General features: G+C 68.9%; 23 protein-coding genes. 14 read left to right on the plus strand and 9 right to left on the minus strand.

From position 1 onward, the window contains the following. Genes G3I71_RS34960 through G3I71_RS34970 form a run of 3 tightly spaced genes read right to left on the minus strand, consistent with a single transcriptional unit; the run spans nt 1 to nt 3,150 of the window. Nucleotides 1–909, minus strand: coding sequence for a carbohydrate ABC transporter permease (locus G3I71_RS34960; protein ID WP_164321121.1), 909 nt, complete (start codon nt 907–909; stop codon nt 1–3). Between the two features lie 4 nt (nt 910–913). Next, a complete protein-coding gene (locus tag G3I71_RS34965; RefSeq protein ID WP_164321123.1) occupies nt 914–1,810 on the minus strand; it encodes a carbohydrate ABC transporter permease in 897 nt (298 codons plus the stop codon). Further along, nucleotides 1,807–3,150: an ABC transporter substrate-binding protein gene (locus G3I71_RS34970; protein ID WP_164321125.1), complete on the minus strand. Its 1,344-nt coding sequence runs from the start codon at nt 3,148–3,150 to the stop codon at nt 1,807–1,809. Before G3I71_RS34970 ends, G3I71_RS34965 begins: the two co-directional genes overlap by 4 nt. A gap of 141 nt (nt 3,151–3,291) precedes the next feature. Between G3I71_RS34970 and G3I71_RS34975 the strand changes: the two genes are divergently transcribed. The 5 genes from G3I71_RS34975 (at nt 3,292) to G3I71_RS34995 (ending at nt 9,003) form a co-directional block, all read left to right on the plus strand. Beyond that, nucleotides 3,292–4,341 carry a LacI family DNA-binding transcriptional regulator gene (locus G3I71_RS34975; protein ID WP_164321127.1) on the plus strand — a complete coding sequence of 350 codons (1,050 nt, stop codon included), beginning with the start codon at nt 3,292–3,294 and terminating at the stop codon, nt 4,339–4,341. 202 nt (nt 4,342–4,543) lie between these two features. Continuing rightward, complete coding sequence (locus tag G3I71_RS34980; RefSeq protein WP_203732163.1) at nt 4,544–5,896, plus strand: endo-1,4-beta-xylanase; 1,353 nt, start codon at nt 4,544–4,546, stop codon at nt 5,894–5,896. 95 nt (nt 5,897–5,991) lie between these two features. After that, complete coding sequence (locus G3I71_RS34985; protein ID WP_164321129.1) at nt 5,992–7,065, plus strand: LCP family protein; 1,074 nt, start codon at nt 5,992–5,994, stop codon at nt 7,063–7,065. Between the two features lie 213 nt (nt 7,066–7,278). Next, nucleotides 7,279–7,635 carry a YciI family protein gene (locus tag G3I71_RS34990; protein WP_164321131.1) on the plus strand — a complete coding sequence of 119 codons (357 nt, stop codon included), beginning with the start codon at nt 7,279–7,281 and terminating at the stop codon, nt 7,633–7,635. A gap of 75 nt (nt 7,636–7,710) precedes the next feature. Next, on the plus strand, nt 7,711–9,003 hold the full coding sequence (locus tag G3I71_RS34995; protein WP_164321133.1) for an RNA polymerase sigma factor: 1,293 nt from the start codon (nt 7,711–7,713) through the stop codon (nt 9,001–9,003). Nucleotides 9,004–9,071: 68 nt separating this feature from the next. Here G3I71_RS34995 and G3I71_RS35000 read toward each other — a convergent pair whose 3' ends face one another. Further along, nucleotides 9,072–10,256, minus strand: a complete 1,185-nt coding sequence (locus G3I71_RS35000) for a methyltransferase domain-containing protein (RefSeq protein ID WP_343243154.1) — start codon at nt 10,254–10,256, stop codon at nt 9,072–9,074. 126 nt (nt 10,257–10,382) lie between these two features. Here G3I71_RS35000 and G3I71_RS35005 point away from each other — a divergent pair, with 126 nt between their 5' ends. Together G3I71_RS35005 and G3I71_RS35010 are read left to right on the plus strand one after the other, a co-directional pair. After that, a complete protein-coding gene (locus G3I71_RS35005; RefSeq protein ID WP_164321136.1) occupies nt 10,383–11,309 on the plus strand; it encodes a polysaccharide deacetylase family protein in 927 nt (308 codons plus the stop codon). Nucleotides 11,310–11,320: 11 nt separating this feature from the next. Continuing rightward, nucleotides 11,321–12,121 (plus strand): polysaccharide deacetylase family protein, encoded by an 801-nt coding sequence (locus G3I71_RS35010; protein ID WP_164321177.1) that lies wholly within the window; start codon nt 11,321–11,323, stop codon nt 12,119–12,121. A 30-nt stretch (nt 12,122–12,151) separates the two neighbouring features. Here G3I71_RS35010 and G3I71_RS35015 read toward each other — a convergent pair whose 3' ends face one another. Further along, on the minus strand, nt 12,152–12,802 hold the full coding sequence (locus tag G3I71_RS35015; protein WP_164321138.1) for a hypothetical protein: 651 nt from the start codon (nt 12,800–12,802) through the stop codon (nt 12,152–12,154). 255 nt (nt 12,803–13,057) lie between these two features. Between G3I71_RS35015 and groES the strand changes: the two genes are divergently transcribed. Then, a complete protein-coding gene (gene groES, locus G3I71_RS35020) occupies nt 13,058–13,366 on the plus strand; it encodes a co-chaperone GroES (RefSeq protein ID WP_164321140.1) in 309 nt (102 codons plus the stop codon). A gap of 121 nt (nt 13,367–13,487) precedes the next feature. Beyond that, on the plus strand, nt 13,488–15,107 hold the full coding sequence (gene groL / locus G3I71_RS35025; RefSeq protein WP_164321142.1) for a chaperonin GroEL: 1,620 nt from the start codon (nt 13,488–13,490) through the stop codon (nt 15,105–15,107). 126 nt (nt 15,108–15,233) lie between these two features. Here the strand turns inward: groL and G3I71_RS35030 are convergent, their stop codons facing one another. From G3I71_RS35030 to G3I71_RS35040, 3 genes are all read right to left on the minus strand, one after another. After that, a complete protein-coding gene (locus G3I71_RS35030; RefSeq protein WP_164321144.1) occupies nt 15,234–15,941 on the minus strand; it encodes an ester cyclase in 708 nt (235 codons plus the stop codon). A gap of 102 nt (nt 15,942–16,043) precedes the next feature. Then, nucleotides 16,044–16,817: an SDR family oxidoreductase gene (locus G3I71_RS35035; RefSeq protein ID WP_164321146.1), complete on the minus strand. Its 774-nt coding sequence runs from the start codon at nt 16,815–16,817 to the stop codon at nt 16,044–16,046. Between the two features lie 121 nt (nt 16,818–16,938). After that, entirely contained in the window at nt 16,939–17,601 is a 663-nt protein-coding gene (locus G3I71_RS35040) for an MOSC domain-containing protein (RefSeq protein ID WP_164321178.1), read from the minus strand. 136 nt (nt 17,602–17,737) lie between these two features. Between G3I71_RS35040 and G3I71_RS35045 the strand changes: the two genes are divergently transcribed. Then, nucleotides 17,738–18,637: a LysR family transcriptional regulator gene (locus G3I71_RS35045; RefSeq protein ID WP_164321148.1), complete on the plus strand. Its 900-nt coding sequence runs from the start codon at nt 17,738–17,740 to the stop codon at nt 18,635–18,637. A 29-nt stretch (nt 18,638–18,666) separates the two neighbouring features. On the opposite strand, the gene G3I71_RS35050 is transcribed toward G3I71_RS35045, so the two are convergent. Further along, the gene (locus G3I71_RS35050; protein ID WP_164321150.1) at nt 18,667–18,996 is read right to left on the minus strand and encodes a WhiB family transcriptional regulator; all 330 of its coding nucleotides are present in this window, start codon (nt 18,994–18,996) and stop codon (nt 18,667–18,669) included. Nucleotides 18,997–19,398: 402 nt separating this feature from the next. Here G3I71_RS35050 and G3I71_RS35055 point away from each other — a divergent pair, with 402 nt between their 5' ends. The 4 genes from G3I71_RS35055 to G3I71_RS35070 all read left to right on the plus strand — a co-directional run bounded on the left by G3I71_RS35055 (nt 19,399) and on the right by G3I71_RS35070 (nt 23,783). After that, nucleotides 19,399–20,010, plus strand: a complete 612-nt coding sequence (locus G3I71_RS35055; RefSeq protein WP_164321152.1) for a response regulator transcription factor — start codon at nt 19,399–19,401, stop codon at nt 20,008–20,010. Between the two features lie 256 nt (nt 20,011–20,266). Next, the gene (locus G3I71_RS35060; RefSeq protein ID WP_164321154.1) at nt 20,267–20,854 is read left to right on the plus strand and encodes a sigma-70 family RNA polymerase sigma factor; all 588 of its coding nucleotides are present in this window, start codon (nt 20,267–20,269) and stop codon (nt 20,852–20,854) included. A 185-nt stretch (nt 20,855–21,039) separates the two neighbouring features. Then, nucleotides 21,040–22,542: an IMP dehydrogenase gene (gene guaB / locus G3I71_RS35065; RefSeq protein ID WP_164321156.1), complete on the plus strand. Its 1,503-nt coding sequence runs from the start codon at nt 21,040–21,042 to the stop codon at nt 22,540–22,542. 116 nt (nt 22,543–22,658) lie between these two features. Next, nucleotides 22,659–23,783 carry a GuaB3 family IMP dehydrogenase-related protein gene (locus G3I71_RS35070; protein ID WP_164321157.1) on the plus strand — a complete coding sequence of 375 codons (1,125 nt, stop codon included), beginning with the start codon at nt 22,659–22,661 and terminating at the stop codon, nt 23,781–23,783. Nucleotides 23,784–24,271 lie beyond the last annotated feature (488 nt).

The following is a 24,271-nucleotide window of genomic DNA, read 5'->3' on the forward strand; positions in this document are numbered from 1 at the left end:
TCACTTGCCGCCCACGCCCATCAGGCCGCCGATCAGCGCGCGCCGGGCCACCAGGTAGACGGCGAAGATCGGGATGCCGGAGAGGACGACCGACGCGAGCAGGGCGGGGATGTTCACGCCGAACTGGCTCACGAAGTTGAAGAGGCCGAGGGTCAGGACCCGGGGTTCGTCGGACTGGGTGAAGATCAGCGGGAAGAGGAAGCCGTTCCAGGCCTGCAGGGAGGAGAAGATGACGACCGTGCTGATACCGCCCTTGGCCAGCGGGACGGCGAGCTGGAACAGCATCCGCTGCGGGGAGGCACCGTCCAGGGCCATCGCCTCGTACAGATCCTCCGAGACGTCCCGCAGGGTGCCCACGAGGACGAGTACCGAGACCGGCATGGCGAAGGCCGCCGTCGGCAGGATGACCGCCAACAGGCTGTCGTACAGGTCGAGTTTGGCGATGAGCAGGTAGAGGGGTACGACCACGGCCTGGGCGGGGATCGCCACGCCCAGCAGGAAGAGGCGGAAGGCCAGGCCCGACCAGCGGTTCCGGGTGCGCACGGCCACGTAGGCGAGCGGGACGCAGAGCCCGAGGACGATCGCCACGACCGCGACGGCCACGATCACCGTGTTGCTCAGCAGATGCCAGAAGCCCGAGTGGAGGACGGTGTTGTAGTTGTCGAGGGTCGGATCGGTCGGAGGCTTCAGGGGGTTGCCGGTGAGAGCCTTGTCGGCGCTGGTGAGCGAGGCCGACAGCATGGCGTAGATCGGGACGAGAACGATCACCAGCCAGATGAACGAACCCAGTCCGGCCAGCGGGTTGGCGCGCCTCGTCCAGTGCCTGCGACGACGACCGGCCGGCCGCCGCCCCGGTTGTTCCGGGCGCTTGTCGGCGGTCGTGGGACGAGGAAGCGTGTCGTGTGACACTCCGTCACATCCCTTCGCGGGTACTGCGCATGCGGCCGAAGCCGGTCAGTCGCACAAGGAGCAGGGACAGTCCCGTGGCGGCCACGACCAGGGAGGACGCGATGGTGCTCGCGTAGCCGAAGTCGTAGCTCTTGAAGCCCGCCTCGTACATCAGGTACGGGAGGATCGCCGTGTCGGTGCCCGGGCCGCCCTTGGTGAGGATCAGCACGGTCTCGAAGTACGTCAGCAGGCCGACGACCATCAGGACGGTGGACGTCGTGATGGTGTGCCGCAGTTGCGGGAGCGTGATCGAGAAGAACTGGCGGTAGCGGCCCGCGCCGTCGATCGCCGCCGCCTGGTAGAGCACCTCGGGTATCTGGCGGGCCCCGCCCTGGTAGATCAGGGTGTGGAAGGGGATGAACTGCCAGGCGCCGACGAAGACGATCGCGAAGAACGCACCGCTCGATGAGCCGAGGATGTTCGCCCGGATGACGCCGAAGTTCGGGTCGAGCAGGGCGTAGAAAAGCAGCGCGATCGCCGTCGAGGAGAGCAGGAACGGGACGAAGAAGATCGCGGAGAGAATCGCCCGGTTGCGCTGACGGCCCGCCGCCCAGACGCCGAGCAGCAGGGAGACCACCGTCTGGAAGACCCAGCTCGCCGCCATCAGAAGCAGGGTGAGCGAAAGCGACTGCGTAAGCCGCGGATCGTCCAGCAGCTTCTGCCAGTTGGCGAGGCCCACCGGCTTCGGGTCGCCGAGGCCGTCCCACTCGGTGAAGGAGAGATAGAAGGCCAGGGCCATCGGGACGACCGCGAAGAAGGTGAAGAAGAGCACCGCGGGGAGCGCCCAGACAGCGCTCGGCCGCCCGGCCCGCACCTTGCCCCGCGGAACCTTCTCGCCCCCGGAGGTGACCGTTGAGCTCACTTCAGCCCCTTGCAGGCCGACACGAACTCACCGGGCGACGACTTGCCCGTGAACAGCTTGCCGATCTCCGTGTGCATCTTCGTGCCCAGCTCGTCGCCGAGCGCCTGGTCCCAGGAGAGCGTGAACGCGGGTGCCTTCTGTACCAGGTCGTACTGGAACTTGGCGTACTCGGGGTTCGGCGCGGAGGACAGCAGCGCCGCCGCGTTCGAGGTGGTCGGTACGTCGCCGAGGGCGACCAGGTCCTTCGCGTACGCCTCGGACGCGCAGTCCCTGAGGAACGCGATCGCCGCGTCCTTGTTCTGCGTACGGGGGTTGATGGACCAGTAGTTGGTGGGGTTGCCGACGACGTTGAGGACGTCGCCGACCCCGTCCTCGATCTTCGGGAAGGCGGCCCAGCCCAGGTTCGACTTGGCGAAGTCGGGGAACTTGCCGAGCTGCGTCGAGTACTCCCACGAGCCCATCAGATGCATCGCCGCCTTGCCCTTGGCGAAGACCGCCGGGGCACCGCCGTTGACGTACGACACCGAGGTGAACTTGTCACCGAAGGCGCCGTCGTCGATGAGCTCCTTCACCATCTCGGCGGCCTTCAGGACCGCCGGGTCGCCCCAGCCCTCCGCGTCGCCGTCCTGGATACGCCGGAAGACCTCGGGGCCGCCGATACGGTCCACCAGGTACTCCAGCCACATCAGTTCGGGCCAGACGTCGGAGCCGCCGAGGGCGAACGGGGTGATGCCCGCCTTCTTCAGCTTGGTGTTGATGTCGAGCAACTGGTCCCAGGTGGTGGGCGGTTGGAGCTTCTGCTCGGCGAAGACGGTCTTGTTGTAGAAGAGGATCACCGGCTGCATACCGCGCATCGGTATGCCGTAGTGCCGGCCCCCCAGGTCACCGGCGGCGAGCACGGAGGGCAGGAAGCCGTTCTTCAGCACCGGGTCGCTCTCGATGACGTCGGTCAGGTCGACGATCTTGTCGGCCTCCTGGTACGCCTTGATGGAGCCGCCGCCCCAGTTGAAGAAGACGTCCGGGGCGCTCGGCGACCCCATCGCCGTACGTAGCTTGGGCAGGTAGTCCGAGCCCGGGATCTTCTCCAGCTTGACCTTGCCCTTGGCCGTCTTGCTGGCGGCCGACTTGTTGAACCGCGCAACCGCCGCGGCCTGGACCTTCACGGCGTCGTCCCCGTACACGAACGCGGTGATCGTGTTCCCGCCCCCGCCCGAACCCTCACCCGAGCCGCAGGCACTGAGGCCGGTGGTGAGCAGGGCGGAGGCGCCGGCACCGAGCACCCAGCGCCTGCTGAACGCCGTACCGGTGGACCCTGTGGACCGCCCTCTGTTCGACTCCATGACTGCACCTCTCGCGAATGTTCTGAACGAAACCTGAAGAAGTCTCTGTACGAATCTTTCGGGTGGTACGTCGAATGTTCCGGAAATTTATGGGGGGACAGGGTCTTCGTCAAGAGGTCGCGCAGGGATACGATCGCCGCCATGAGACCCTCGAAACCCGTTGAAAAGCAGACGACACCGCAGTCCACCCAGACCGCGACGCTCGCCGAGATCGCCCGCGAGGCAGGCGTCTCCGCTCCGACTGTTTCGAAGGTGCTCAACGGCCGCGCCGATGTCGCTCCTGGAACCCGGACCCGGGTCGAGGACCTGCTGAGGGCGTACGGCTACCGGCGCCGCCGTGCCGAGGCGACCCGCTCCCCGCTGATCGACCTGGTCTTCCACGAGCTGGAGAGCGCGTGGGCGATGGAGGTCATCCGGGGTGTGGAGAACGCGGCGCGGGAGGAGGGGCTGAGTGTCGTCCTCTCCGAGAGCGCGGGCCGCCTCACCCCGGGCCGCACCTGGGCCGACCAGGTCGCCGCCCGCCGCCCGCACGGCGTGATCCTGGTCCTGTCCGGCCTCGACGAGTCCCAGCGGGCGCTGCTGACCAGCCGCTCCATCCCGTTCGTGGTGATGGACCCGGCGGGCGACCCCGGCGACAACGTGCCCTCGGTCGGCGCGACCAACTGGCAGGGCGGCCTGGCTGCCACCCGCCACCTCGTCGAACTGGGCCACACCCGCATCGCGTCGATCAGCGGCCCCTCCCGGATGATGTGCAGCCGCGCCCGCGTCGACGGCTATCGCGCCGCGCTGGAGACGGCCGGCCTGCCGGTCGACCCCGCCCTGCTCAAGGTGGGCGACTTCCACCACGAGACGGGCTACCGCGCCGGCCTCGAACTCCTGCGCTCCCCGGACCGCCCGACCGCCGTCTTCGCCGGCAACGACCTCCAGGCCCTGGGCCTGTACGAGGCGGCCCGCGAACTCGGCCTGCGCATCCCGGAGGACCTGAGCGTCGTCGGCTTCGACGACCTGCCGATCGCGCGCCTGGTCGGCCCCCCACTGACGACCGTCCGCCAGCCCCTGATGGAAATGGCGGAAACCGCAGCCAAAATGGTCCTGGACCTGGGCAGGGGAGACGGCACGTCAGGGGCAACCAGGGTTGAGCTGGCAACAAGCCTGGTGGTACGCAACAGCACGGCGCCGCCGCCTGCCTGAGCGGGGCAGGGCAACCCCCCCCCAAGGGGCGCGGGGCTGAATCGATTTCCGGCTCCGCCGCGTGGGCGCGACGAACCACGACGCACCCGCAGCGACCCACCGGCCTCTTATCGGCACAACCGTATTGACGAGTGACGCAAGGGCCCCCAAACTGCACCGAAGTCAATCGGTTGAACAGCCGAAACTTTCGGAGGCACCCGCAATGAGCCCCTCCAGAACAGCCTTACGCCCACGCCTGCTGGCCCTCCTCACAGGCGCAGCCACCACCGCCACCCTGCTCCTCGCCGGGACGGCAACCGCGGCAGACCCCCCACTGCGCGACCTCGCCACCGCCAAGGGCAAAGTCATAGGCACGGCGGTCACCGGCTCCAAACTCACGGGAACGTACGGCGACCTCGCCGGCGCCCAGTTCAACTCGCTCACCCCCGGCAACGCCATGAAGTGGGAGTCCGTGGAGCCCGGTCGGGGCACGTACAACTGGACCGAGGCCGACCAGATCGTCGCCTTCGCCCAGGCCCACACCCAGCAGGTACGCGGCCACACCCTGGTCTGGCACAGCCAGAACCCGGGCTGGCTGGCCAACGGCACGTGGACGCCGGCCCAGCTCAGCACCATCCTCCAGGACCACATCACCACCGAAGTCACGCGCTACAAGGGCAAGTTGGCGGCCTGGGACGTGGTGAACGAGCCCTTCAACGAGGACGGCACCTACCGCTCGACGCTGTGGTCCACCAACCTCGGCACGGACTACATCGCGCAGGCCCTGACCTGGGCACGGGCGGCCGACCCGGCGGCGAAGCTCTACATCAACGACTACAACGTCGAGGGCGTCAACGCGAAGAGCACGGCCCTCTACAACCTGGTCAAGTCCCTGAAGGAGCGCGGAGTACCGATCGACGGAGTAGGACTCCAAGCCCACCTGATCCTCGGTCAGTACCCCTCGACCCTCCAGCAGAACATCCAGCGGTTCGCCGATCTCGGCGTCGACGTGGCGATCACGGAACTCGACATCCGTATGCAACTGCCCGCCACAGAAGCCAAGTTGGCCCAGCAGGCGGCCGACTACAAGTCGGTCATGAACGCCTGCGTGGCCGTGACCAGGTGCGTCGGCGTGACGGTCTGGGGCTTCACCGACTCCGACTCGTGGATCCCGGACGTGTTCGACGGATACGGCGCGGCGACCCCGTACTCGGAGAGCTTCACCCCGAAACCGGCGTACTACGCCATCGCCCAGTCGCTCGGCGGCACCCCGTCGACGGAGGGCTGCACGGCGACGTACAGCGTCCCCAACCAGTGGAACTCCGGGTTCACCGGGCAGGTGACGATCGCCTGTTCCGCGGGCCGTTCGCTGTCGTCGTGGAAGGTGAACTGGACGTACGGCGCGGGTCAGCAGGTCGCGCAGGCCTGGAACGCCACCTGCACCCAGTCGGGGGCGGTGGTGACCTGCGTGAACGCCTCCTACAACGGGACGGTGCCGAGCGGTGGCTCGGTGAGTTTCGGGTTCAACGGGACATGGAGCGGGAGCAACCCGCTACCGACGGTAACACTGGGGTGATCCCGGCCTGATTTTGGGCTGAGAAGCGTGAGATTCTCCGAAGAATCCCGGGTAGGGGCCCCTGCGCGTAATAATTCGGACGTACGTTCCTCCGTGTGACGGGAGACGAAAGACAGAAGTCGGATGACGACGGGGGCGCGGAGAGACAGGTGGGCCGACGGTCGTCGCGCTGGATGAAGGCCGTCGGTTTCACGCTCGCAGGCACCCTGGTGATCGGGGTCGCGGGTGCGGGCTACGCCTACTGGCACCTGAACCGCAACATCAAGAGCGTCGACATCAACAGCGCGCTCGGCGACAACCGGCCGGCGAAGACGCAGTCGCTGCCCTCGGCAGCCGCGTCCGCCTCGGCGTCACCGCTGCCGAGCGAGGCACTGAACATCCTGGTCCTGGGGTCGGACTCGCGCAGCGGCAAGCGGAACCAGGCACTCGGCGGCGGCAGCAGCGAGGGCGCGCGGTCCGACACCGCGATGGTCGTCCACCTGGACGCGGGCCGCACGAAGGCGACGATCGTGAGCATCCCGCGCGACACGCTGGTCACGCGCCCGTCCTGCCCCCTGGCGGACGGGGGCTCGACGGCGGAGGCGTACGGCGTCATGTTCAACACGGCGTACTCGGTCGGCGGCCCGGTCTGCGCGGTCAAGACGGTGGAGTCGATGACGAACGTCCGCATGGACCACTACCTGGAGGTCGACTTCGCCGGCTTCGCCGACCTGGTGGACGCGCTGGGCGGCGTAACAGTCACCACGGACGAGGACATCGACGACGACGACAGCCACCTCGACCTGAAGGCGGGCACGCACCACCTCGACGGCACCAAGGCCCTCGCTCTCGCCCGCACCCGGCACGGCATCGGCGACGGCAGCGACCTGGGTCGAATAGGCCTGCAGCAGACCCTGGTCAAGGCACTCCTCCAGCAGATCTCCTCGACGAACCTGCTGACCAGCCCGGCCAAGCTGTACAAGGTCGCCGACGTGGCCACGGCCGGCCTGACCACGGACACCGGCCTGAACTCGCTCAGCGAACTGATGAGCCTGGGCCAGAGCCTGCAGGGCCTGTCGGCGGACGATCTGAAGACGGTGACGATGCCGGTGGTGACGGCGGCGTCCAACGCCAACCGGGTGGTTGCCGAGGAGCCGGAAGCGGCAGAGCTGTGGGCGACCCTACGGTGACGGCCTTGCGGTGACGGACTTGCGGTGACGACCCAACGGTGACGGCCTTGCGGTGAGGGTCTCGCGGAGAGAGGGAAGCTTCTGAGCTGCGGAAACGCCCCCGGGGAAAAATTCCCGAAGAAATTTCCGCAGCCGTGTCGATCCGGGCCCGCCCCGTTCGACGCACAGGTGAGAGCCCGGAAAGGAACCGGGCCCCGCCCAAGGAGGAACCCCATGCCCCGCTATCTCTCCCTCGTACAGATCGACGAAGCCACCGTCCCCGCCGAAGGCCCCAGCCCCGAGCTGATGCAGCGCATGGGCGAGCTGATCGAGGAGATCACCAAGGCCGGGGTGATGCTCGACACCGCCGGCCTCACTCCCACCGCGCAGGGCACCCGCGTGCACTGGCAGGACGGCAGGATCTCGGTCACCGACGGCCCCTTCACCGAGTCCAAGGAGATCGTCGGCGGCTACGCGATCATGCAGTGCAAGGACAAGGCCGAGGCCCTGGAGTGGACCAAGCGGTTCCTGAAGGTCCACGAGGAGCACTGGACGGTCACCTGCGAGGTGCGGGAGATCGCGGAGGGCTGAGCGAACCCCTCGCTGTTCTCCCTACCCTCCCGGCTTCCTTGGCCGATCGTCGCCGACGGTGTCTGATGGTGGGCTGTGACCCCGCAGCCCACCTCCGACTCCGACTCCGACTCCGCGACCGAGCGATCCGTCGAGACGGTCTTCCGCCTCGAATCACCCCGCATCATCGCGGCCGTCACCCGCACCGTCCGGGACATAGGCATCGCCGAGGAACTGGCCCAGGACGCCCTGGTCGCCGCCCTCGAACAGTGGCCCAGCGACGGCGTCCCCGACAACCCGGGCGCCTGGCTCATGGCCACGGCCAAGCATCGCGCCATCGACCTGGTCCGCCGCCGCGAGACGTACGCCGGCAAGCTGGCGGAGATCGGCCGAACCCTGGAGCCGACCGCCCCGCCGGTCGAGCCGTCCGCCCCCGACGACATCGACGACGACCTGCTCCGCCTCGTCTTCACCGCCTGCCACCCGGTGCTGTCCGCCGAGGCCCGCATCGCTCTCACCCTCCGCCTTCTCGGCGGCCTCACCACCCCCGAGATCGCCCGCGCCTTCCTGGTCCCCGAGGCGACGGTCGCCCAACGTATCGTCCGCGCCAAACGAACCCTCGCGACGAAGAACGTCGCCTTCGAGGTCCCGTACGGCCCACAGCGCGAGGCCCGTCTCGGCTCGGTCCTGGAGGTCATCTACCTGATCTTCAACGAGGGATACGCGGCCACAGCCGGCGACGACCTGCTGCGCCCCGCCCTCTGCGAGGACGCCCTTCGGCTGGCCCGCGTGCTGTCGGGCCTGATGCCCAAGGAACCCGAAGTGCACGCGCTGACAGCCCTGTTGGAGCTTCAGGCGTCCCGTTCGGCGGCCCGCACGGGTCCGACCGGCGAACCGGTACTCCTCAAGGACCAGAACCGCTCCCGCTGGAACCGCATGCTGATCGCCCGCGGCTTCACGGCCCTGGCCCGCGCGGAAGCGGCCGGCGCCACGACAACCACATCAGGCCCGGGCCCGTACGCCCTCCAGGCCACCATCGCCGCCTGCCACGCCCACGCCCACTCCTACGACGACACGGACTGGACCCGCATCGCCGCGCTGTACGCCGCGCTCGCCGTCCGATCCCCGTCCCCCGTGGTGGAGTTGAACCGAGCGGTAGCTGTCTCGATGGCCGAGGGCCCGACCCCCGCCCTCCAGATCATCGACACCCTCACCACCGAACCGGCCCTACGCGACTACCACTTGCTCCCCAGCGTCCGAGCCGACCTGCTCCTACGCCTGGGCCGCAGGACGGAGGCAAGAGCCGAGTTCCTACGAGCAGCAGAACTGACCCAAAACGAAAGAGAGCGGAACTTGCTACAAACCCGAGCGCAGGAGTGCGCCCCATAGGGGCGCGGGGAACTGCGCGACAAGCCCCCCACTGGCCGGCAGCCAAATAGCCGCCCCACCAGCGGAGCTCAACGCACAGGGTGCCCAATCAGCATCGCCGGCGCCCCCGCCACCCGAGTAAGGAAAACCGTCGCCGAGTTGGGCCCCTGAGGCTTCACCATCTTCCGGAGCTCCTCGGGCTCGACAGCCGACCCCCGCTTCTTCACGGTCAGCACCCCAACTCCCCGCTCCCGCAGCAGGGCCTTCAACTTCTTGACCCCGAAAGGCAGTTGATCGGTGATCTCGTAAGCGGAGGCATACGGAGCAACCCGCAGCTCATCCGCCGTCACATAGGCGATCGTCTCGTCGACGAGCCCCCCGCCGACCTCCTCGGCCACCTCCGCCACCAGATGCGCCCGGATGACGGCGCCGTCTGGCTCGTACAAGTACCGTCCCACCGAACGCACTTGAGGATCCGGCAGCCCTCGCCCGATCAGAACACGCGGCCCCGGCAGCAGAGTTGCCCGCACGACCCCCGGCTCGGTCCCGAACCACAGCACCGCTTCCTTCACATCCCCGCCGTCCGAGATCCACTCGGCCCCGGCGTCGGCGGGAATCGCCTCGTGCGGCACACCGGGGGCGATCTTCAGCGCGGCCAGCGGAGCCTTCCGCGCGGCCGCCACAGCCCACGACAACGGCGGCGAGTACGCCTCGGGATCGAAGATCCTCCCGCGCCCCCCGCGCCGCGCGGGATCGACGAACACCGCGTCGTACGACGTCGTGTCGATGTCGGTGACATCCGCCTCCCGCACCTCCACCAGATCCCCGATGCCCAGCGCCTCGACGTTCGCGCGCGCGACGGCGGCCGTGAGCGGATCCCGGTCCACGGCGAGGACACGGATCCCGGCCCGGGCGAGCGCGAGGGCATCGCCCCCGATCCCGCAGCACAGGTCGGCGACGGAGGTCACGCCCAACTCCCTGAACCGGCCCGCCCGGTACGCGGCCACACTCGCTCGCGTCGACTGCTCGACCCCGTTGGGCGTGAAGAACATCCGCCCGGCGTCCCCGGCGCCGAACTTCGCCACCGCCCGCTGCCGCAACCGCTCCTGTCCGAGCGCCGCCGAGACCAGTTCGACGGGATGCGCGCGGCGCAGCCGGGTGGCGACGGCCAGTTCACGGGCCGGCTCGGTACCGCGCACCTCGTCGAGAAGGGCGCGGCCCTCGGGGGTGAGGAGGGCGGCGAAGGCGGAGAGGGGTGCGGCGAGGTCGTTCACCGGGTCATTGTGGGCCAGCCGGTGGACGGCGTGCCTCCGGCGGCGGTGTCGGCCGCGTTCCCCGGTCCCGCCCTGGGAAGATCCGGCACCATGCGATCCGTAGGACAAAAATACAAAAACCGGTCAATGGTCCGTGCTGGGATCACCGCGCTCGCCGTGGCCACCCTCGCCTCCGGCTGCGCGGAAAGCACCACGGGAGGCGGCACGGCAGGTGGCACGGCAGGCGGCGCCGGGCCGAAGAACGTCCGCCCTGCCCCCGGCCAGGAACTGCGCCTGAACGCACCCCCGGCGCGCGCCCTCGACGCGTACGCCCAGAAGCTGCGCCGTTCCTACGCGGCCCGCGCTGCCACGGCCGAACGCTGGGGCCTGACCGCACCCCCACTCACCGCACCCCCGCCCCCCACTCGCAAACCGCACCTCACCACCCGCAAGGGCTTCGAGGTGGACGACCACGAGGAACGCGGCCTGCCGCCCGTCTTCACCACGATCCCGACCCGCGACAAGATCGTCTTCCTCACGATCGACGACGGCGCCGAGAAGGACCCGGCGTTCCTGCGGATGATGAGCGAACTGAAGATCCCGTACACCGCCTTCCTCAGCGACTACCTGGTCAAGGAGGACTACGGCTACTTCAGGAAGATGCGCGACCTGGGCGTCGTACTCAACAACCACACCCTCCGCCACCGTTACCTGCCCGCCCTCTCCTACGAGCGCCAGAAGACCGAGATCTGCGGCATGCAGGACGTGATCAAAAAGCGGTACGGCACCCGCCCGACCCTCTTCCGGCCGCCCTACGGCAACTACAACGAGGACAGCCTGCGCGCCGCGAAGTCGTGCGGCGTGAAGCACGTACCCCTCTGGAACGAGGAGGTCTTCGCCGACCACTGGGACTACCGCGAGTGGGACCGGGACATCCACCCCGGTGACATCGTCCTCAGCCACTTCCGCGGCAATGACGACGGGAAGGGCACGATGCCCGACATGGTCCGCCGCTTCATGAAGCTCGTCACCGCCAAGGGGTACGCGGTGGCCCGCCTGGAGGACTACCTGTGACCGCGCGCCCACTGACCGCGCGCCCACTGGCCGCCGCCGTACTCGCCGTCGCGCTCCTGGCGGCGACCGTCACCGGCTGCGCCCAGTCCGTGGACCCCATCGAACGCCTCGGCAGAAAGGCGGCCCACGCGGCCCGGCAGGCCGCCCGTACGTCCTCCCCGGACGGCCACGCGCACGCGTACCGCCGCTGGGGCCTGTCGTCGCCCGTGCCCCTGGCCCCGCCCCCGGCCCCCCGCCCCCGGATCCGCGCGGCGGGCCCAGGCCTCCCCCCGGTCGTCGACCGCGTCCCGACCCACGACAAGGTCGTCTTCCTCACCTACGACGACGGCGCCGAACGCGACCCCCGGTTCGTCGACCTGGTCCGCGAACTGCGCCTCCCGGTCAGCATGTTCCTCACGGACAGCGTCGTGGGACCGGGCTACGCCCACTTCGCCCGCCTGCGCGAGGTCGGCGCGAACGTCCAGAACCACACCCTGGACCACCAGTCCCTCCAAGGCCTGCCGTACGCCGGCCAGCGCGCCGAGATCTGCGGCCAGCAGGACAAGCTCCGGGAACGCTTCGGCCTCCGCCCCCGCCTCTTCCGCCCGCCCTACGGCACCTACGACACGACCACCCTCAGGGCGGCCGGGGACTGCGGGGTCTCGGCGGTGGTCCTGTGGACCGAAGGGGAGCGCCTCCAGGCGGGCGACATCCTCCTGGTGGGCCCGGACGACGATCTGGACGGCCCTCCACTGGTCGAGCGGACGGTGAGGCTGCTCCGCGAGGTCCAGGAGAGGGGGCTGAGCGTGGGCCGTCTGGAGGACTACCTCTGACGTCCGGGGGCGAGCCGGCCCAGGGGCGGCCTAGGGGCCGGTCGGCGGGGCGATGACCAACTCGGTGTCCGGGTCGTGGTCGGCCTGCGGAGGGCCGGCGACGATCATGGTGGCTCGGGCCCACGGCTGCTCGCGCAGCATGAACGGCACTTCCTCCAGCAGCCAGTTCGCCACGTGCTCCCGCTGCGCGGGGGAGTCACCGTCGCGGACGGCCAGCAGGCGCTGCTGCTCGTCGAGGTCGCCCTGCATCCACACCGAGGCGTCCAGCCGCGGGGCGAGCTCCTCGCGGATGACACCCGTGCCCTCGACCCAGACGAAGCCGGCACCGGCGGGGACGGTGATCGATCCGGGCCGGTCGTGTCCGATCCAGGCGGCAGGGCGGAAGTCCACCGCCTCACCCCGGTGCAGGGGCCGCAGGATGTTCTCGACGAGCACGGCGCCCCAGTCGAAACAGGCGTGGTTCCAGGCGACGTCGTCGGTGTGCACGACGGCGGAGCCGGGCGCCGCGCCGCGCAGCCGCTCGGCCAGGGTCGTCTTGCCGGCGCCGCCCCGGCCGTCGATCGCGATCACCCGGGGACGTCCGGTGACGTCCGGTGACGCGTCGCGCAGCCGCCGGACGGCGTCGAGCACGGCCACCGCGTGCCGGCCGACGGCCTCGGTCTCACCTGGACGCAGACGCATCGACACCCTGTCTCCGAACCCTGTCCCCGACCCGCTTCACCGCGCCCCACGACCACCGGAAACCCGGCGCGACCGACGGCGGGATTGGCACTCCGCTTGACCGAGTGCTAATCGCGGTCATAGTCTCAGTTCTGGCACTCCCCCCTGGAGAGTGCCAATAGCGACGGGCAGGTCCGGCACCCGCGACGACGGATCGACCTGGTCGCCACCTCAGACAGTTAACCCCGTGAGATCTCCGAAGGGGGAGGTCGGATCGTGACGACCACCAGCTCCAAGGTTGCCATCAAGCCGCTCGAGGACCGCATTGTGGTCCAGCCGCTCGAAGCCGAGCAGACCACGGCCTCTGGCCTGGTCATTCCGGACACCGCCAAGGAGAAGCCCCAGGAGGGCGTCGTCCTTGGTGTTGGCCCGGGCCGCTTCGAGAACGGCGAGCGGCTTCCGCTCGACGTGAAGACCGGCGACATCGTGCTGTACAGCAAGTACGGCGGCACCGAGGTGAAGTACAACGGCGAGGAGTATCTCGTCCTCTCGGCTCGCGACGTGCTCGCGATCGTAGAGAAGTAATTCACCCGGTTTTAACAGCATTGCAGTGAACTGCGCCCCTGGCCCCCGCGACTCTCAACAAGCCGGGTGCTGGGGGCGCGGTTCGTTCACCCAAGTTTTCCGAGAGGGCTGAACCGCTCCCATGGCGAAGATCCTGAAGTTCGACGAGGACGCCCGTCGCGCCCTCGAGCGCGGCGTCAACAAGCTTGCCGACACGGTCAAGGTGACGATCGGCCCCCGGGGCCGCAACGTCGTCATCGACAAGAAGTTCGGCGCTCCCACCATCACCAACGACGGCGTCACCATCGCCCGCGAGGTCGAGCTCGACGACCCGTTCGAGAACCTCGGCGCCCAGCTGGTGAAGGAGGTGGCGACCAAGACCAACGACATCGCGGGTGACGGTACGACCACCGCCACCGTGCTGGCCCAGGCGCTCGTCCGCGAGGGCCTGAGGAACGTCGCAGCCGGCGCCTCCCCGGCCGCTCTGAAGAAGGGCATCGACGCGGCGGTCAAGGCTGTGTCCGAGGAACTCCTCGCGACCGCCCGCCCGATCGAGGAGAAGTCCGACATCGCCGCCGTGGCCGCGCTCTCCGCGCAGGACACGCAGGTCGGCGACCTCATCGCCGAGGCGATGGACAAGGTCGGCAAGGACGGTGTCATCACCGTCGAGGAGTCCAACACCTTCGGCCTGGAGCTGGAGTTCACCGAGGGCATGGCCTTCGACAAGGGCTACCTGTCCCCGTACATGGTGTCCGACCAGGAGCGTATGGAGGCCGTCCTCGACGACCCGTACATCCTGATCCACCAGGGCAAGATCGGCTCCATCCAGGACCTGCTGCCGCTGCTGGAGAAGGTCATCCAGACCAACTCCTCCAAGCCGCTCCTGATCATCGCCGAGGACGTCGAGGGCGAGGCCCTGTCGACCCTGGTCGTGAACAAGATCCGCGGCACCTTCAACGCGGTCGCGGTCAAGGCCCCCGGCTTCGGCGACCGCCGCAAGGCGATGCTCGGCGACATGGCCGCGCTCACCGGCGCCGAGGTCATCGCCGAGGAGGTCGGCCTCAAGCTCGACCAGGTCGGCCTCGACGTGCTGGGCACCGCCCGCCGCGTCACCATCTCGAAGGACGACACGGTCATCGTCGACGGCGGCGGCGACAGTGGCGCCGTGACCGGCCGCGTCAACCAGATCAAGGCCGAGATCGAGAACACCGACTCCGACTGGGACCGCGAGAAGCTCCAGGAGCGCCTCGCGAAGCTGGCCGGCGGCGTGTGCGTGATCAAGGTCGGCGCCGCCACCGAGGTGGAGCTGAAGGAGAAGAAGCACCGTCTCGAGGACGCCATCTCCGCGACCCGCGCCGCGGTCGAAGAGGGCATCGTCTCCGGTGGTGGCTCCGCGCTCGTCCACGCCGTGAAGATCCTCGAGGGCAACCTCGGCAAGACCGGCGACGAGGCGACGGGTGTCGCGGTCGTCCGCAAGGCCGCCGTCGAGCCGCTGCGCTGGATCGCCGAGAACGCCGGCCTGGAGGGTTACGTCATCACCGCCAAGGTCGCCGAGCTCGACAAGGGCCAGGGCTTCAACGCCGCGACCGGCGAGTACGGCGACCTGGTCAAGCAGGGCGTCATCGACCCGGTCAAGGTCACCCGCTCCGCCCTGGAGAACGCGGCCTCGATCGCCTCCCTCCTCCTCACGACCGAGACCCTGGTCGTCGAGAAGAAGGAAGAGGACGAGCCGGCCGCCGGTGGCCACGGCCACTCCCACTGAGCCAACGGCTCACGCAGCACGAAGAAACCCCCCGTTCCTGGCTGGAACGGGGGGTTTCTCCCTTCGCGGGCGGTCAGATGATCCCCGTACGCACGCACCCCAACTGCTCTGCCCCTCTGCTGCTCTCTACTGCTCCAACGAGTCCAGCACCCCGAGCTGACCCATCAGCCCCAGCCGGTCGTACTCCCACCAGCCCTCGACGATCTTCCCGTCCGTGTCGAACCGGTGGATGGTCGTGCCGGTCATCGAGACCTTCCTGCCGCTGCTGGGAATCCCGAGGAATTCGCCCCGCTGTGTCCCGTTCCACATCCAGCGGGTGCAGACCCGGTCGCCCTGGGCGATCTGCTCGTGCACCGTGAACGCGAAGTCGAAGCCCTCGCGCCACATCTGCATCTCGCGCCGGGCCGCGTCCAGCCCGACGACATCCTGCTCGTTGGACGGGTCGTGGTCGTGGTAACTCTCCACGAACAGGTCGTTGAGCGGGGGCAGTTCACCATGGGTGGCGATCACCTCGAAGAACCGCCGCGCGGTGTCCGCGCACAACTGCTCGTCCCGCACCACGTCCAGATCCGTGAACGTCGGCATCCCGTCGCACAGAGCGGCCATCTCCCGCGAGATCCTGTCGGTCTCGGGAAGGTTCGAGTTCCGCATCGCCTCCTCGTACGACGGGAACTCCACGATCTCGACGAAGTGCGACGAGTCCGAGAGATCCTTGCCGACCAGCGTGTGCGTCGCGCTCCGCTTCCCCCTGGTCTGTTCGACCCAGGAGTCCATCAGCCGGTTCATCTCGTCGAACCGACTGGTTCTGCAGTCAATCAGCTGTACGAATGTCATGGCGCCGCCTCCGGCCCCCCTGGGTCCGGTACCTCTATCCATACTCCCACCGGAGGCGCGGCACCACCTCTTCCACCAACACCGGGAGAGGCCGTACAGGCGTCACTGAGGCCCGTACTTGCGCCCCGTCTTCGACGAGATCCCGCCCAGCAGCGCCCTGGGCGTCACCTTCACCACTCCCATCAGCGCCTTGTAGCGCGGGTCGGGAATCGACAGGGACTTGCCCCGGGCCAGATCGGCGAGCGCCGACGCGACCAGCTTGTCCGCGTCCAGCCACATCCAGTTCGGGATGTTGTCGGTCCCCATCCCGGCTCGCTCGTGGAACTCCGTGCGCACGAAACCGGGAGCCAGCGCCATCAGCCGCACCCCGCTCCCCGCCAGGTCCTTCGCCGCGCCCTGAGTGAACTGCACGACCCACGCCTTCGACGCCCCGTACGTACCCCGCGGCACGAAGGCGGCGACGGACGCCACATTGACGACACCCCCACGCCCTCGCTCCCGCATGGCCTCGGCCGCCGCACCGGTCAGCCGCAGCACCGCCTCGCAGTGCACCTTGAGCATCCTCAGTTCGTCCGCCATCGACACGTCGAGATAGCGGCCCTTGTTGCCGAAGCCGGCGTTGTTGACCAGCAGGTCGACGGGGTTCTTGCGGTCGCCGAGGCGATCGGCCACCGCCTCGATGCCGACGTCCGTCGCGAGGTCGGCGCTCAGCACCTCCGCCTCGATGCCGTGCCGGTCGTGCAGTTCGGTCGCCTGCTCGCCGAGCCGCTTGGCGTCGCGCGCCACCAGGACGAGGTTGTGGCCGTCGGCCGCCAGCCGCCGCGCGAACGCGGCGCCGATTCCCGCGGTCGATCCCGTAATCAGAGCCGTTGTCATGGCGCAAGATTAGTGACCCCGACCGTGCTCGTCCGCCCCCTGCACGCTCCCTCCCGATCGTGAAGGCCCCGGGCGGGGCCTTCACGCAATCCCTTGTCAGCAGCCGTACCGTCCCCGTCCGTCAGCCGTACTTCTTCACATACTCGCGAACCGTGGTCGCCGCCTCCGAATGCAGCGCCGCACCGGCCGTGAGCAGCCGTGGCAGCAGTGCCCGCTCGGTCGTCAGCGCCCGGAAGTACAGGGCGACCGTCACGTCGTGGTCCGGCCGGTGCACGATGTCGACCGAGTCGCCCGCCCGTATCGCGCCCGGCTCGATCACTCGCAGATAGGCGCCCGGCGCACCCCGCTCCGTGAACCGTTTCACCCACTTTTTCTCACCCAGATGGCCCTGAAACGTCACGCAGGGGATACGCCCGCTGGTGACCTCGAGGACCACCTCGGAACCGATCAGCCAGCGCTCGCCGATCAGCGCGCCGGACACGTCGAGGCCCCGGGTGGTGACGTTCTCGCCGAACATCCCGTCGCGCAGCGGGCGGCCCAACTCGCGCTCCCATTCGTCGAGATCCTCGCGCGCGACCGCGTACACCGCCTGTTCGTCGCCGCCGTGATGCTGCTTGGAACACACCGAGTCCCCGGCCAGACCGCTGCCGCCGATTCCCTTGGGCCCGGGCGCCGAGATCCGGACCGGCCCGTCCACCGGCCGCTTGTCGATAGCGGTGCCCTGCGGATGATCCGTGTACGGCACGGACCGCGCACGACCCACGTTCACCGACAGCACCTTCATCACGGCACTCGCCCCCGTACTCGTCACTTCGACACCACATTCAGATCAATGACCACGACCACACGCTAAGTCACTCATGCCCAAAGTGTCGACGCGTTATTCGCCAACATCCCCAAGCTTCACTTATGATCGAAAAATGATCGAAGCCCGTCATCTCCGTGTCCTGCGCGCTGTGGCCACCACCGGCTCCTTCTCGGCGGCGGGCCGCGAACTGGGCTGCACCCAGCCCGCCGTGAGCCAGCAGATGAAGGCGCTCGAAGCCTCGGTCGGCACCCCGCTGCTCATCCGCAGCGGGCGAGAGATGCGTCTGACCCAGGCGGGCGAAGCCCTGGTGCGACACGCGGCCGGCATCCTCTCGGGCCTCACGGCGGCGGAGGAGGAGGTCGCCGCGATCGCCGGTCTGCGGGCGGGGCGGGTCCGGCTGGTCTCCTTCCCCAGCGGCAGCTCCACCCTCGTCCCGACGGCCCTCGCCGCCCTGCGCGCCGCCCACCCCGGCACCCGGGTCTCCCTGGAGGAGGCCGAACCCCCGCACTCCGTCGAAATGTTGCGCCAGGGCGACTGCGACGTGGCCCTCGCCTTCCGGTACGAGAGCGCGGCCGGCGCCGGCGAGTGGGACGACCTGGTGGTCCGCCCCCTACTCACCGACCGGCTCGTCGGCCTCGTACCCGAAGGTCACCGGTTGTCCCGCGCCGAGTCGGTCGCCCTCGGCGAACTCGCCGCCGAGTCGTGGATCGCCGGCTGCCCGCGCTGCCGTGGCCAGCTCGTCGAGGCCTGCGAGAGCGCGGGCTTCACCCCTCGTATCGACTTCGCCACCGACGACTACCCCGCGGTGATCGGCCTGGTGAGCGCGGGACTGGGCGTGGCGGTCCTGCCCCAGCTCGCCATCGAGTCCGTACGGCCGCGGGGTGCGCGCACGGTGACGCTGGAACCGGCGGTACGGCGGGAGATCGTCGCGCTGACCCTGCCCGACCTGGCGCAGGTGCCGGCGGTGGCGGCGACGCTGGAGCAGTTGGCGCGGGCGGCGACGCGAACCTGAGGCGCGCCGGCCTTGGAAGAAACGTTCCTTCAGTTGTTCGAACCGAGGTGCCCGCCACCGGCCGACGCCGACACCAGCCGGTTGCGCGCCCGTCCCATCAGCTCTTCGCGTTCGTCCTCGGTCAACCCGCCCCACACGCCGTAGGGCTCACGCACCGCCAGTGCGTGCGCCGCGCACTGCGCGCGGACCGGGCATCTCATGCAGACCTCCTTGGCCGAGTTCTCGCGAGCGCTCCGTGCCGCACCGCGCTCTCCTTCCGGGTGGAAGAAGAGCGAGCTGTCGACCCCGCGGCAGGCCGCGAGGAGCTGCCAGTCCCAGAGGTCCGCGTTCGGACCGGGAAGGCGGGAGAAATCTGCCATTGCGTGTCCCCTTGTTGCCGTTCTGGGCTGTATTGGTGCCCCTGACCGTACAACTACGATCTAAGGAGATGAAAATATGACTCATTGCGAATCTAGCCTCAGACACCAATAAAAGGGAAGAAAAACGTCTGAATGGGGCATAGGTTGTGTTGAAAGCTTGAGGGTCTGTTGTGCATGTCTGCACCGTGTGCGGGCCCTCACGTAGAGTGCCGAAGACGACACACAGCCCCGTAACTCTTTCGAGTGACCATCGTTGAGAGTGCGAGGCGGTTGGAGGGACAAGCGCTCGAACGGGCGGCAGTACCCACTGCCGGGAAATTCGGTCGAGCGTCAACCGCACAGGTGACGATAAGTACCAGCCTGGAGGCTCAAGGTGACGCGCATCAGCTGCGGAGGGCGGCCATGACATCCGTCCTCGTCTGCGACGACTCCCCGCTTGCCCGAGAGGCGCTCCGCCGCGCGGTCGCGACCGTGCCCGGTGTCGAGCGCGTGACCACGGCGGCCAACGGCGAGGAAGTCCTCCGCCGTTGGGGTGCCGACCGTTCGGACCTGATTCTGATGGACGTACGCATGCCCGGTCTGGGCGGCGTCGAGACGGTCCGGCGGCTGTTGTCCGCCGACCCCGGAGCACGCATCATCATGCTCACCGTCGCCGAGGACCTGGACGGCGTGGCGCTCGCCGTCGCCGCCGGTGCCCGCGGCTATCTGCACAAGGACGCCTCGCGCGCCGAACTGCGGGCCACGGTGACGCACGCGCTGGCCGACCCGACCTGGCGGCTCGCGCCGCGCCGGCTGCGCTCGGCCGAGATGGGCGCCGCGCCCACGCTCACCGCGCGCGAGATCCAGGTCCTGGAAGGCATGAGCCACGGCCGGTCGAACGCGGAGATCGGACGCGAACTGTTCCTCTCCGAGGACACGGTGAAGACGCACGCCAGGCGCCTGTTCAAGAAGCTCGGCGCCTCGGACCGGGCGCACGCGGTGGCGCTCGGTTTCCGGTGGGGTCTGGTCCGTTAAGTGGACCTCACCGGGGGCGGAGAAGTCCCCGTCCACCGCAAGGTGGGCGGGGGTCGCGAAACGGCCCGCCGGGTGCCCGCTCCTCGTTTCGGCGCGGATGCCGCATCCTTGAGGTGTGGAGTTCCTCGGGGACAAGTCGGTCGAGCGGAAGGGGAGGGCGCAGGAGATGAGTTCCGGCGCACCTGCTCATAACGCTTCGGTGCACAACAACGGACGCGGTGCCACGGAGAGAGCGGCGCCAAGGCACCATGGTCCGATGCGTGACGACGAGGCGGCTTATGCCCATGGGGTGATTGGTGGTCTCGTCCACCGTGCCGTCGACGGGGACGAGCAGGCAACGCATGACCTGCTCGCCCATGTCCACCCCCTCGCCCTGCGCTACTGCCGCACCCGGCTGTCCCGGCTGCCGGGCGACGCGCGGCACTTCGTGGAGGACCTGGCGCAGGAGGTCTGTGTCGCCGTACTCCTGGCCCTGCCGCGCTACCGTGACACCGGACGCCCGTTCGAGGCGTTTGTCTTCGCTATCGCCGCGCACAAGGTCGCCGACCTCCAGCGCGCCGCGATGCGCCACCCGGGTTCGACGGCGGTCCCCTCGGACGAGATGCCGGAACGCCCCGACGACTCCCTGGGCCCGGAGGAACGCGCTCTCCTCAGCAGTGACGCCGAATGGGCCAAGAAACTCATGGCCAACCTCCCGGAGAACCAGCGCGAACTTCTCCTGCTGCGCATCGCGGTGGGCCTCACGGCGGAGGAGACGGGCCAGATGTTGGGAATGTCACCCGGCGCGGTGCGTGTGGCCCAGCATCGCGCGTTGAACCGGCTGCGGGCACTGGCGGAGCAGTAAGGCCCCACGGTCGACTGACTCCCTTTTCCTGGGCCTGTGTGAACGGCCGGAGCACCGACTCCGTACGAACAGACGACTCCGTACGAACGTACGAAGCCCCGGGGCGGCTCGCACCGTGGAATTCGGGACCCGTGCTTCCCGTTAGCATGGACATCCGCACCGATCAAGGCTTTGGGGAAGGTGTCATGACTGCGAACGTCGACGGAGTGCCCGCCAAATTCGCGACACTCGGGCTGACCTACGACGACGTGCTGCTGCTGCCGGGCGCATCCGAAGTGCTGCCCAACGCTGTCGACACCTCGTCCCTCATCTCCCGCAACGTCCGCGTCAACATCCCGCTGCTCTCCGCGGCGATGGACAAGGTGACCGAGTCGCGCATGGCGATCGCCATGGCCCGGCAGGGCGGCGTGGGCGTGCTGCACCGCAACCTCTCCATCGAGGACCAGGTCAACCAGGTCGACCTCGTGAAGCGCTCCGAGTCCGGCATGGTCACCGACCCGATCACGGTGAACCCGGACGCGACGCTGGGCGAGGCCGACGCGCTGTGTGCCAAGTTCCGCATCAGCGGCGTCCCGGTGACGGACGGCAACGGCAAGCTCCTCGGCATCGTCACCAACCGCGACATGGCCTTCGAGACCGACCGCTCACGTCAGGTCCGCGAGGTCATGACGCCGATGCCGCTGGTCACCGGCAAGGTCGGTATCTCCGGCACCGAGGCCATGGAGCTGCTGCGCCGCCACAAGATCGAGAAGCTTCCCCTGGTCGACGACTCCGGTCTTCTCAAGGGCCTGATCACGGTCAAGGACTTCGTCAAGGCCGAGAAGTATCCGAGCGCCGCCAAGGACTCCGAGGGCCGGCTGCTGGTCGGCGCGGCCGTCGGCGCCAGCCCCGAGGCACTGGAGCGCGCCCAGGGACTCGCCGAGGCGGGCGTGGACTTCCTGGTCGTCGACACCTCGCACGGGCACAACAGCAACGCCCTGAGCTGGATGTCGAAGATCAAGTCGAGCATCCACGTCGACGTGATCGGTGGCAACATCGCCACGCGTGACGGTGCCCAGGCCCTGATCGACGCGGGCGTCGACGGCATCAAGGTCGGCGTCGGCCCCGGCTCCATCTGCACCACTCGCGTGGTCGCCGGCATCGGCGTACCGCAGGTAACGGCCATCTACGAGGCTGCCCTCGCGGCCCGTGTCGCCGGTATCCCGGTGATCGGCGACGGTGGCCTCCAGTACTCCGGCGACATCGGCAAGGCGCTGGCCGCCGGTGCCGACTCCGTGATGCTGGGCAGCCTGCTGGCGGGCTGCGAGGAGTCCCCGGGCGAGCTGCAGTTCATCAACGGCAAGCAGTTCAAGTCGTACCGCGGTATGGGCTCGCTGGGCGCCATGCAGTCGCGCGGCCAGGGGAAGTCGTACTCCAAGGACCGCTACTTCCAGGCCGACGTCGGCTCCGACGACAAGCTCGTCCCCGAGGGCATCGAGGGCCAGGTGCCCTACCGCGGTCCGCTGGCCAACGTGCTGCACCAGCTCGTCGGCGGTCTGCGCCAGACGATGGGGTACGTGGGCGCGGCCACCGTCGGTGAGATGGAGACCAAGGGCCGCTTCGTCCGCATCACGTCGGCGGGTCTCAAGGAGAGCCACCCGCACGACATCCAGATGACGGTCGAGGCGCCCAACTACAGCCGTAAGTAGGCGCGAGCAGTAGCCGGACGTGCGAGGGGCGGTCCCGGAGGTACTCCGGGACCGCCTTCGTCGTGCCCGTCGGGGATACTGGGAGGCGCAGAACCAAGGATGGAAAGGCCACACACGTGACTGAGATCGAGATCGGGCGCGGCAAGCGCGGCCGTAGGGCGTACGCCTTCGACGACATCGCCGTCGTCCCTAGCCGTCGTACGCGCGACCCGAAGGAGGTCTCGATCGCCTGGCAGATCGACGCCTACCGCTTCGAGCTGCCCTTCCTGGCGGCACCCATGGACTCAATCGTCTCTCCGGCCACCGCGATCCGCATCGGCGAGCTGGGCGGCCTCGGCGTCCTGAACCTCGAAGGCCTCTGGACGCGGTACGAGGATCCGCAGCCGTTGCTCGACGAGATCGCCGAGCTGGACGTGGACACCGCGACGCGCCGCCTCCAGGAGATCTACGCGGCTCCCATCAAGGAGGAGCTGATCGGCGCGCGCATCAAGGAGGTGCGCGACTCGGGCGTGGTCACCGCCGCCGCGCTCTCCCCGCAGCGCACGGCCCAGTTCTCCAAGGCCGTCGTCGACGCGGGCGTGGACATCTTCGTCATCCGCGGTACGACGGTCTCCGCGGAGCACGTCTCCGGTGCCGCCGAACCGCTGAACCTGAAGCAGTTCATCTACGAGCTGGACGTCCCGGTGATCGTCGGTGGCTGCGCCACGTACACCGCGGCCCTGCACCTGATGCGCACCGGTGCGGCCGGCGTGCTCGTCGGCTTCGGCGGCGGCGCCGCGCACACCACGCGCAACGTGCTCGGCATCCGGGTCCCGATGGCCACCTCGGTCGCCGATGTGGCCGCCGCCCGCCGCGACTACATGGACGAGTCCGGCGGCCGGTACGTGCACGTCATCGCCGACGGTGGCGTCGGATGGTCCGGCGACCTCCCCAAGGCCATCGCCTGCGGCGCCGACGCCGTGATGATGGGCTCCCCGCTGGCCCGCGCCACGGACGCGCCCGGCAAGGGCCACCACTGGGGCATGGAGGCCGTCAACGAGGAATTGCCGCGCGGCAAGAAGGTCGACCTCGGCACGGTCGGCACGATCGAGGAGGTCCTCATGGGCCCCTCGCACATCCCCGACGGGTCGATGAACTTCTTCGGCGCCCTGCGCCGAGCCATGGCCACCACCGGCTACAGCGACCTCAAGGAGTTCCAGCGCGTCGAGGTCGCGGTGGCGGACTCGGTGCATCAGCGGTAGCCCGTAGGACGGAACTTGGGGCCTGAAAAGGGGGCCGGTCACCTGCCGAGGTGACCGGCCCCCTTTTGGCTGTCCGGCGTGGGGGCGCGTGGTGCGGGATGCGGGCGCGTGGTTGTGTTCGCAGTACATATGGGCTGGTCAGGGGAGTCGCGGGCGCTAGCGTGTGTGTCGGCGCTCCAGATCTCGGGAGCGCCCCCTTCCAGGACATGGTTCCGGACCCCCGCCCGTCGGGGCCCGGCCCGAGTTCCAGCAAACCGCCTACCGGGTCTATGGGCGGCGTCGCGGAAGGGGGCGCCCATGGGTCGCCACCGCAAGCCCACCCGCTGGGACCGGATCCGTCTTCGGGCGGTCAAGTTCCGGATGGGCTTGATCCGCTTTGACGGACATTCGAGATCAGGGGTTCTGCCCCGGGAAGATGTCCATCATGGAGAGCATGGGGAAGAAGAAGCCTCGGCCTCGCCGTTCGTTCACGCCGGAGTTCAAGGCTG

This window comes from Streptomyces sp. SID12501 (assembly GCF_010550245.1).
Classification (GTDB): Bacteria; Actinomycetota; Actinomycetes; order Streptomycetales; family Streptomycetaceae; genus Streptomyces.

Bases quoted from the DNA above. Each gene is read 5' to 3' on its own strand.
- G3I71_RS35045 (WP_164321148.1), top strand. From the start codon at position 17,738: ATGATCGAAGCCCGTCATCTCCGTGTCCTGCGCGCTGTGGCCACCACC.
- G3I71_RS35015 (WP_164321138.1), bottom strand. From the start codon at position 12,802: ATGCGTCTGCGTCCAGGTGAGACCGAGGCCGTCGGCCGGCACGCGGTG.
- groL (WP_164321142.1), top strand. From the start codon at position 13,488: ATGGCGAAGATCCTGAAGTTCGACGAGGACGCCCGTCGCGCCCTCGAG.
- G3I71_RS35055 (WP_164321152.1), top strand. From the start codon at position 19,399: ATGACATCCGTCCTCGTCTGCGACGACTCCCCGCTTGCCCGAGAGGCG.
- G3I71_RS35060 (WP_164321154.1), top strand. From the start codon at position 20,267: ATGCGTGACGACGAGGCGGCTTATGCCCATGGGGTGATTGGTGGTCTC.
- G3I71_RS35005 (WP_164321136.1), top strand. From the start codon at position 10,383: ATGGTCCGTGCTGGGATCACCGCGCTCGCCGTGGCCACCCTCGCCTCC.
- G3I71_RS34990 (WP_164321131.1), top strand. From the start codon at position 7,279: ATGCCCCGCTATCTCTCCCTCGTACAGATCGACGAAGCCACCGTCCCC.
- guaB (WP_164321156.1), top strand. From the start codon at position 21,040: ATGACTGCGAACGTCGACGGAGTGCCCGCCAAATTCGCGACACTCGGG.
- G3I71_RS34970 (WP_164321125.1), bottom strand. From the start codon at position 3,150: ATGGAGTCGAACAGAGGGCGGTCCACAGGGTCCACCGGTACGGCGTTC.
- G3I71_RS35040 (WP_164321178.1), bottom strand. From the start codon at position 17,601: ATGAAGGTGCTGTCGGTGAACGTGGGTCGTGCGCGGTCCGTGCCGTAC.
- G3I71_RS35050 (WP_164321150.1), bottom strand. From the start codon at position 18,996: ATGGCAGATTTCTCCCGCCTTCCCGGTCCGAACGCGGACCTCTGGGAC.
- G3I71_RS34980 (WP_203732163.1), top strand. From the start codon at position 4,544: ATGAGCCCCTCCAGAACAGCCTTACGCCCACGCCTGCTGGCCCTCCTC.
- G3I71_RS35030 (WP_164321144.1), bottom strand. From the start codon at position 15,941: ATGACATTCGTACAGCTGATTGACTGCAGAACCAGTCGGTTCGACGAG.
- G3I71_RS34975 (WP_164321127.1), top strand. From the start codon at position 3,292: ATGAGACCCTCGAAACCCGTTGAAAAGCAGACGACACCGCAGTCCACC.
- G3I71_RS35035 (WP_164321146.1), bottom strand. From the start codon at position 16,817: ATGACAACGGCTCTGATTACGGGATCGACCGCGGGAATCGGCGCCGCG.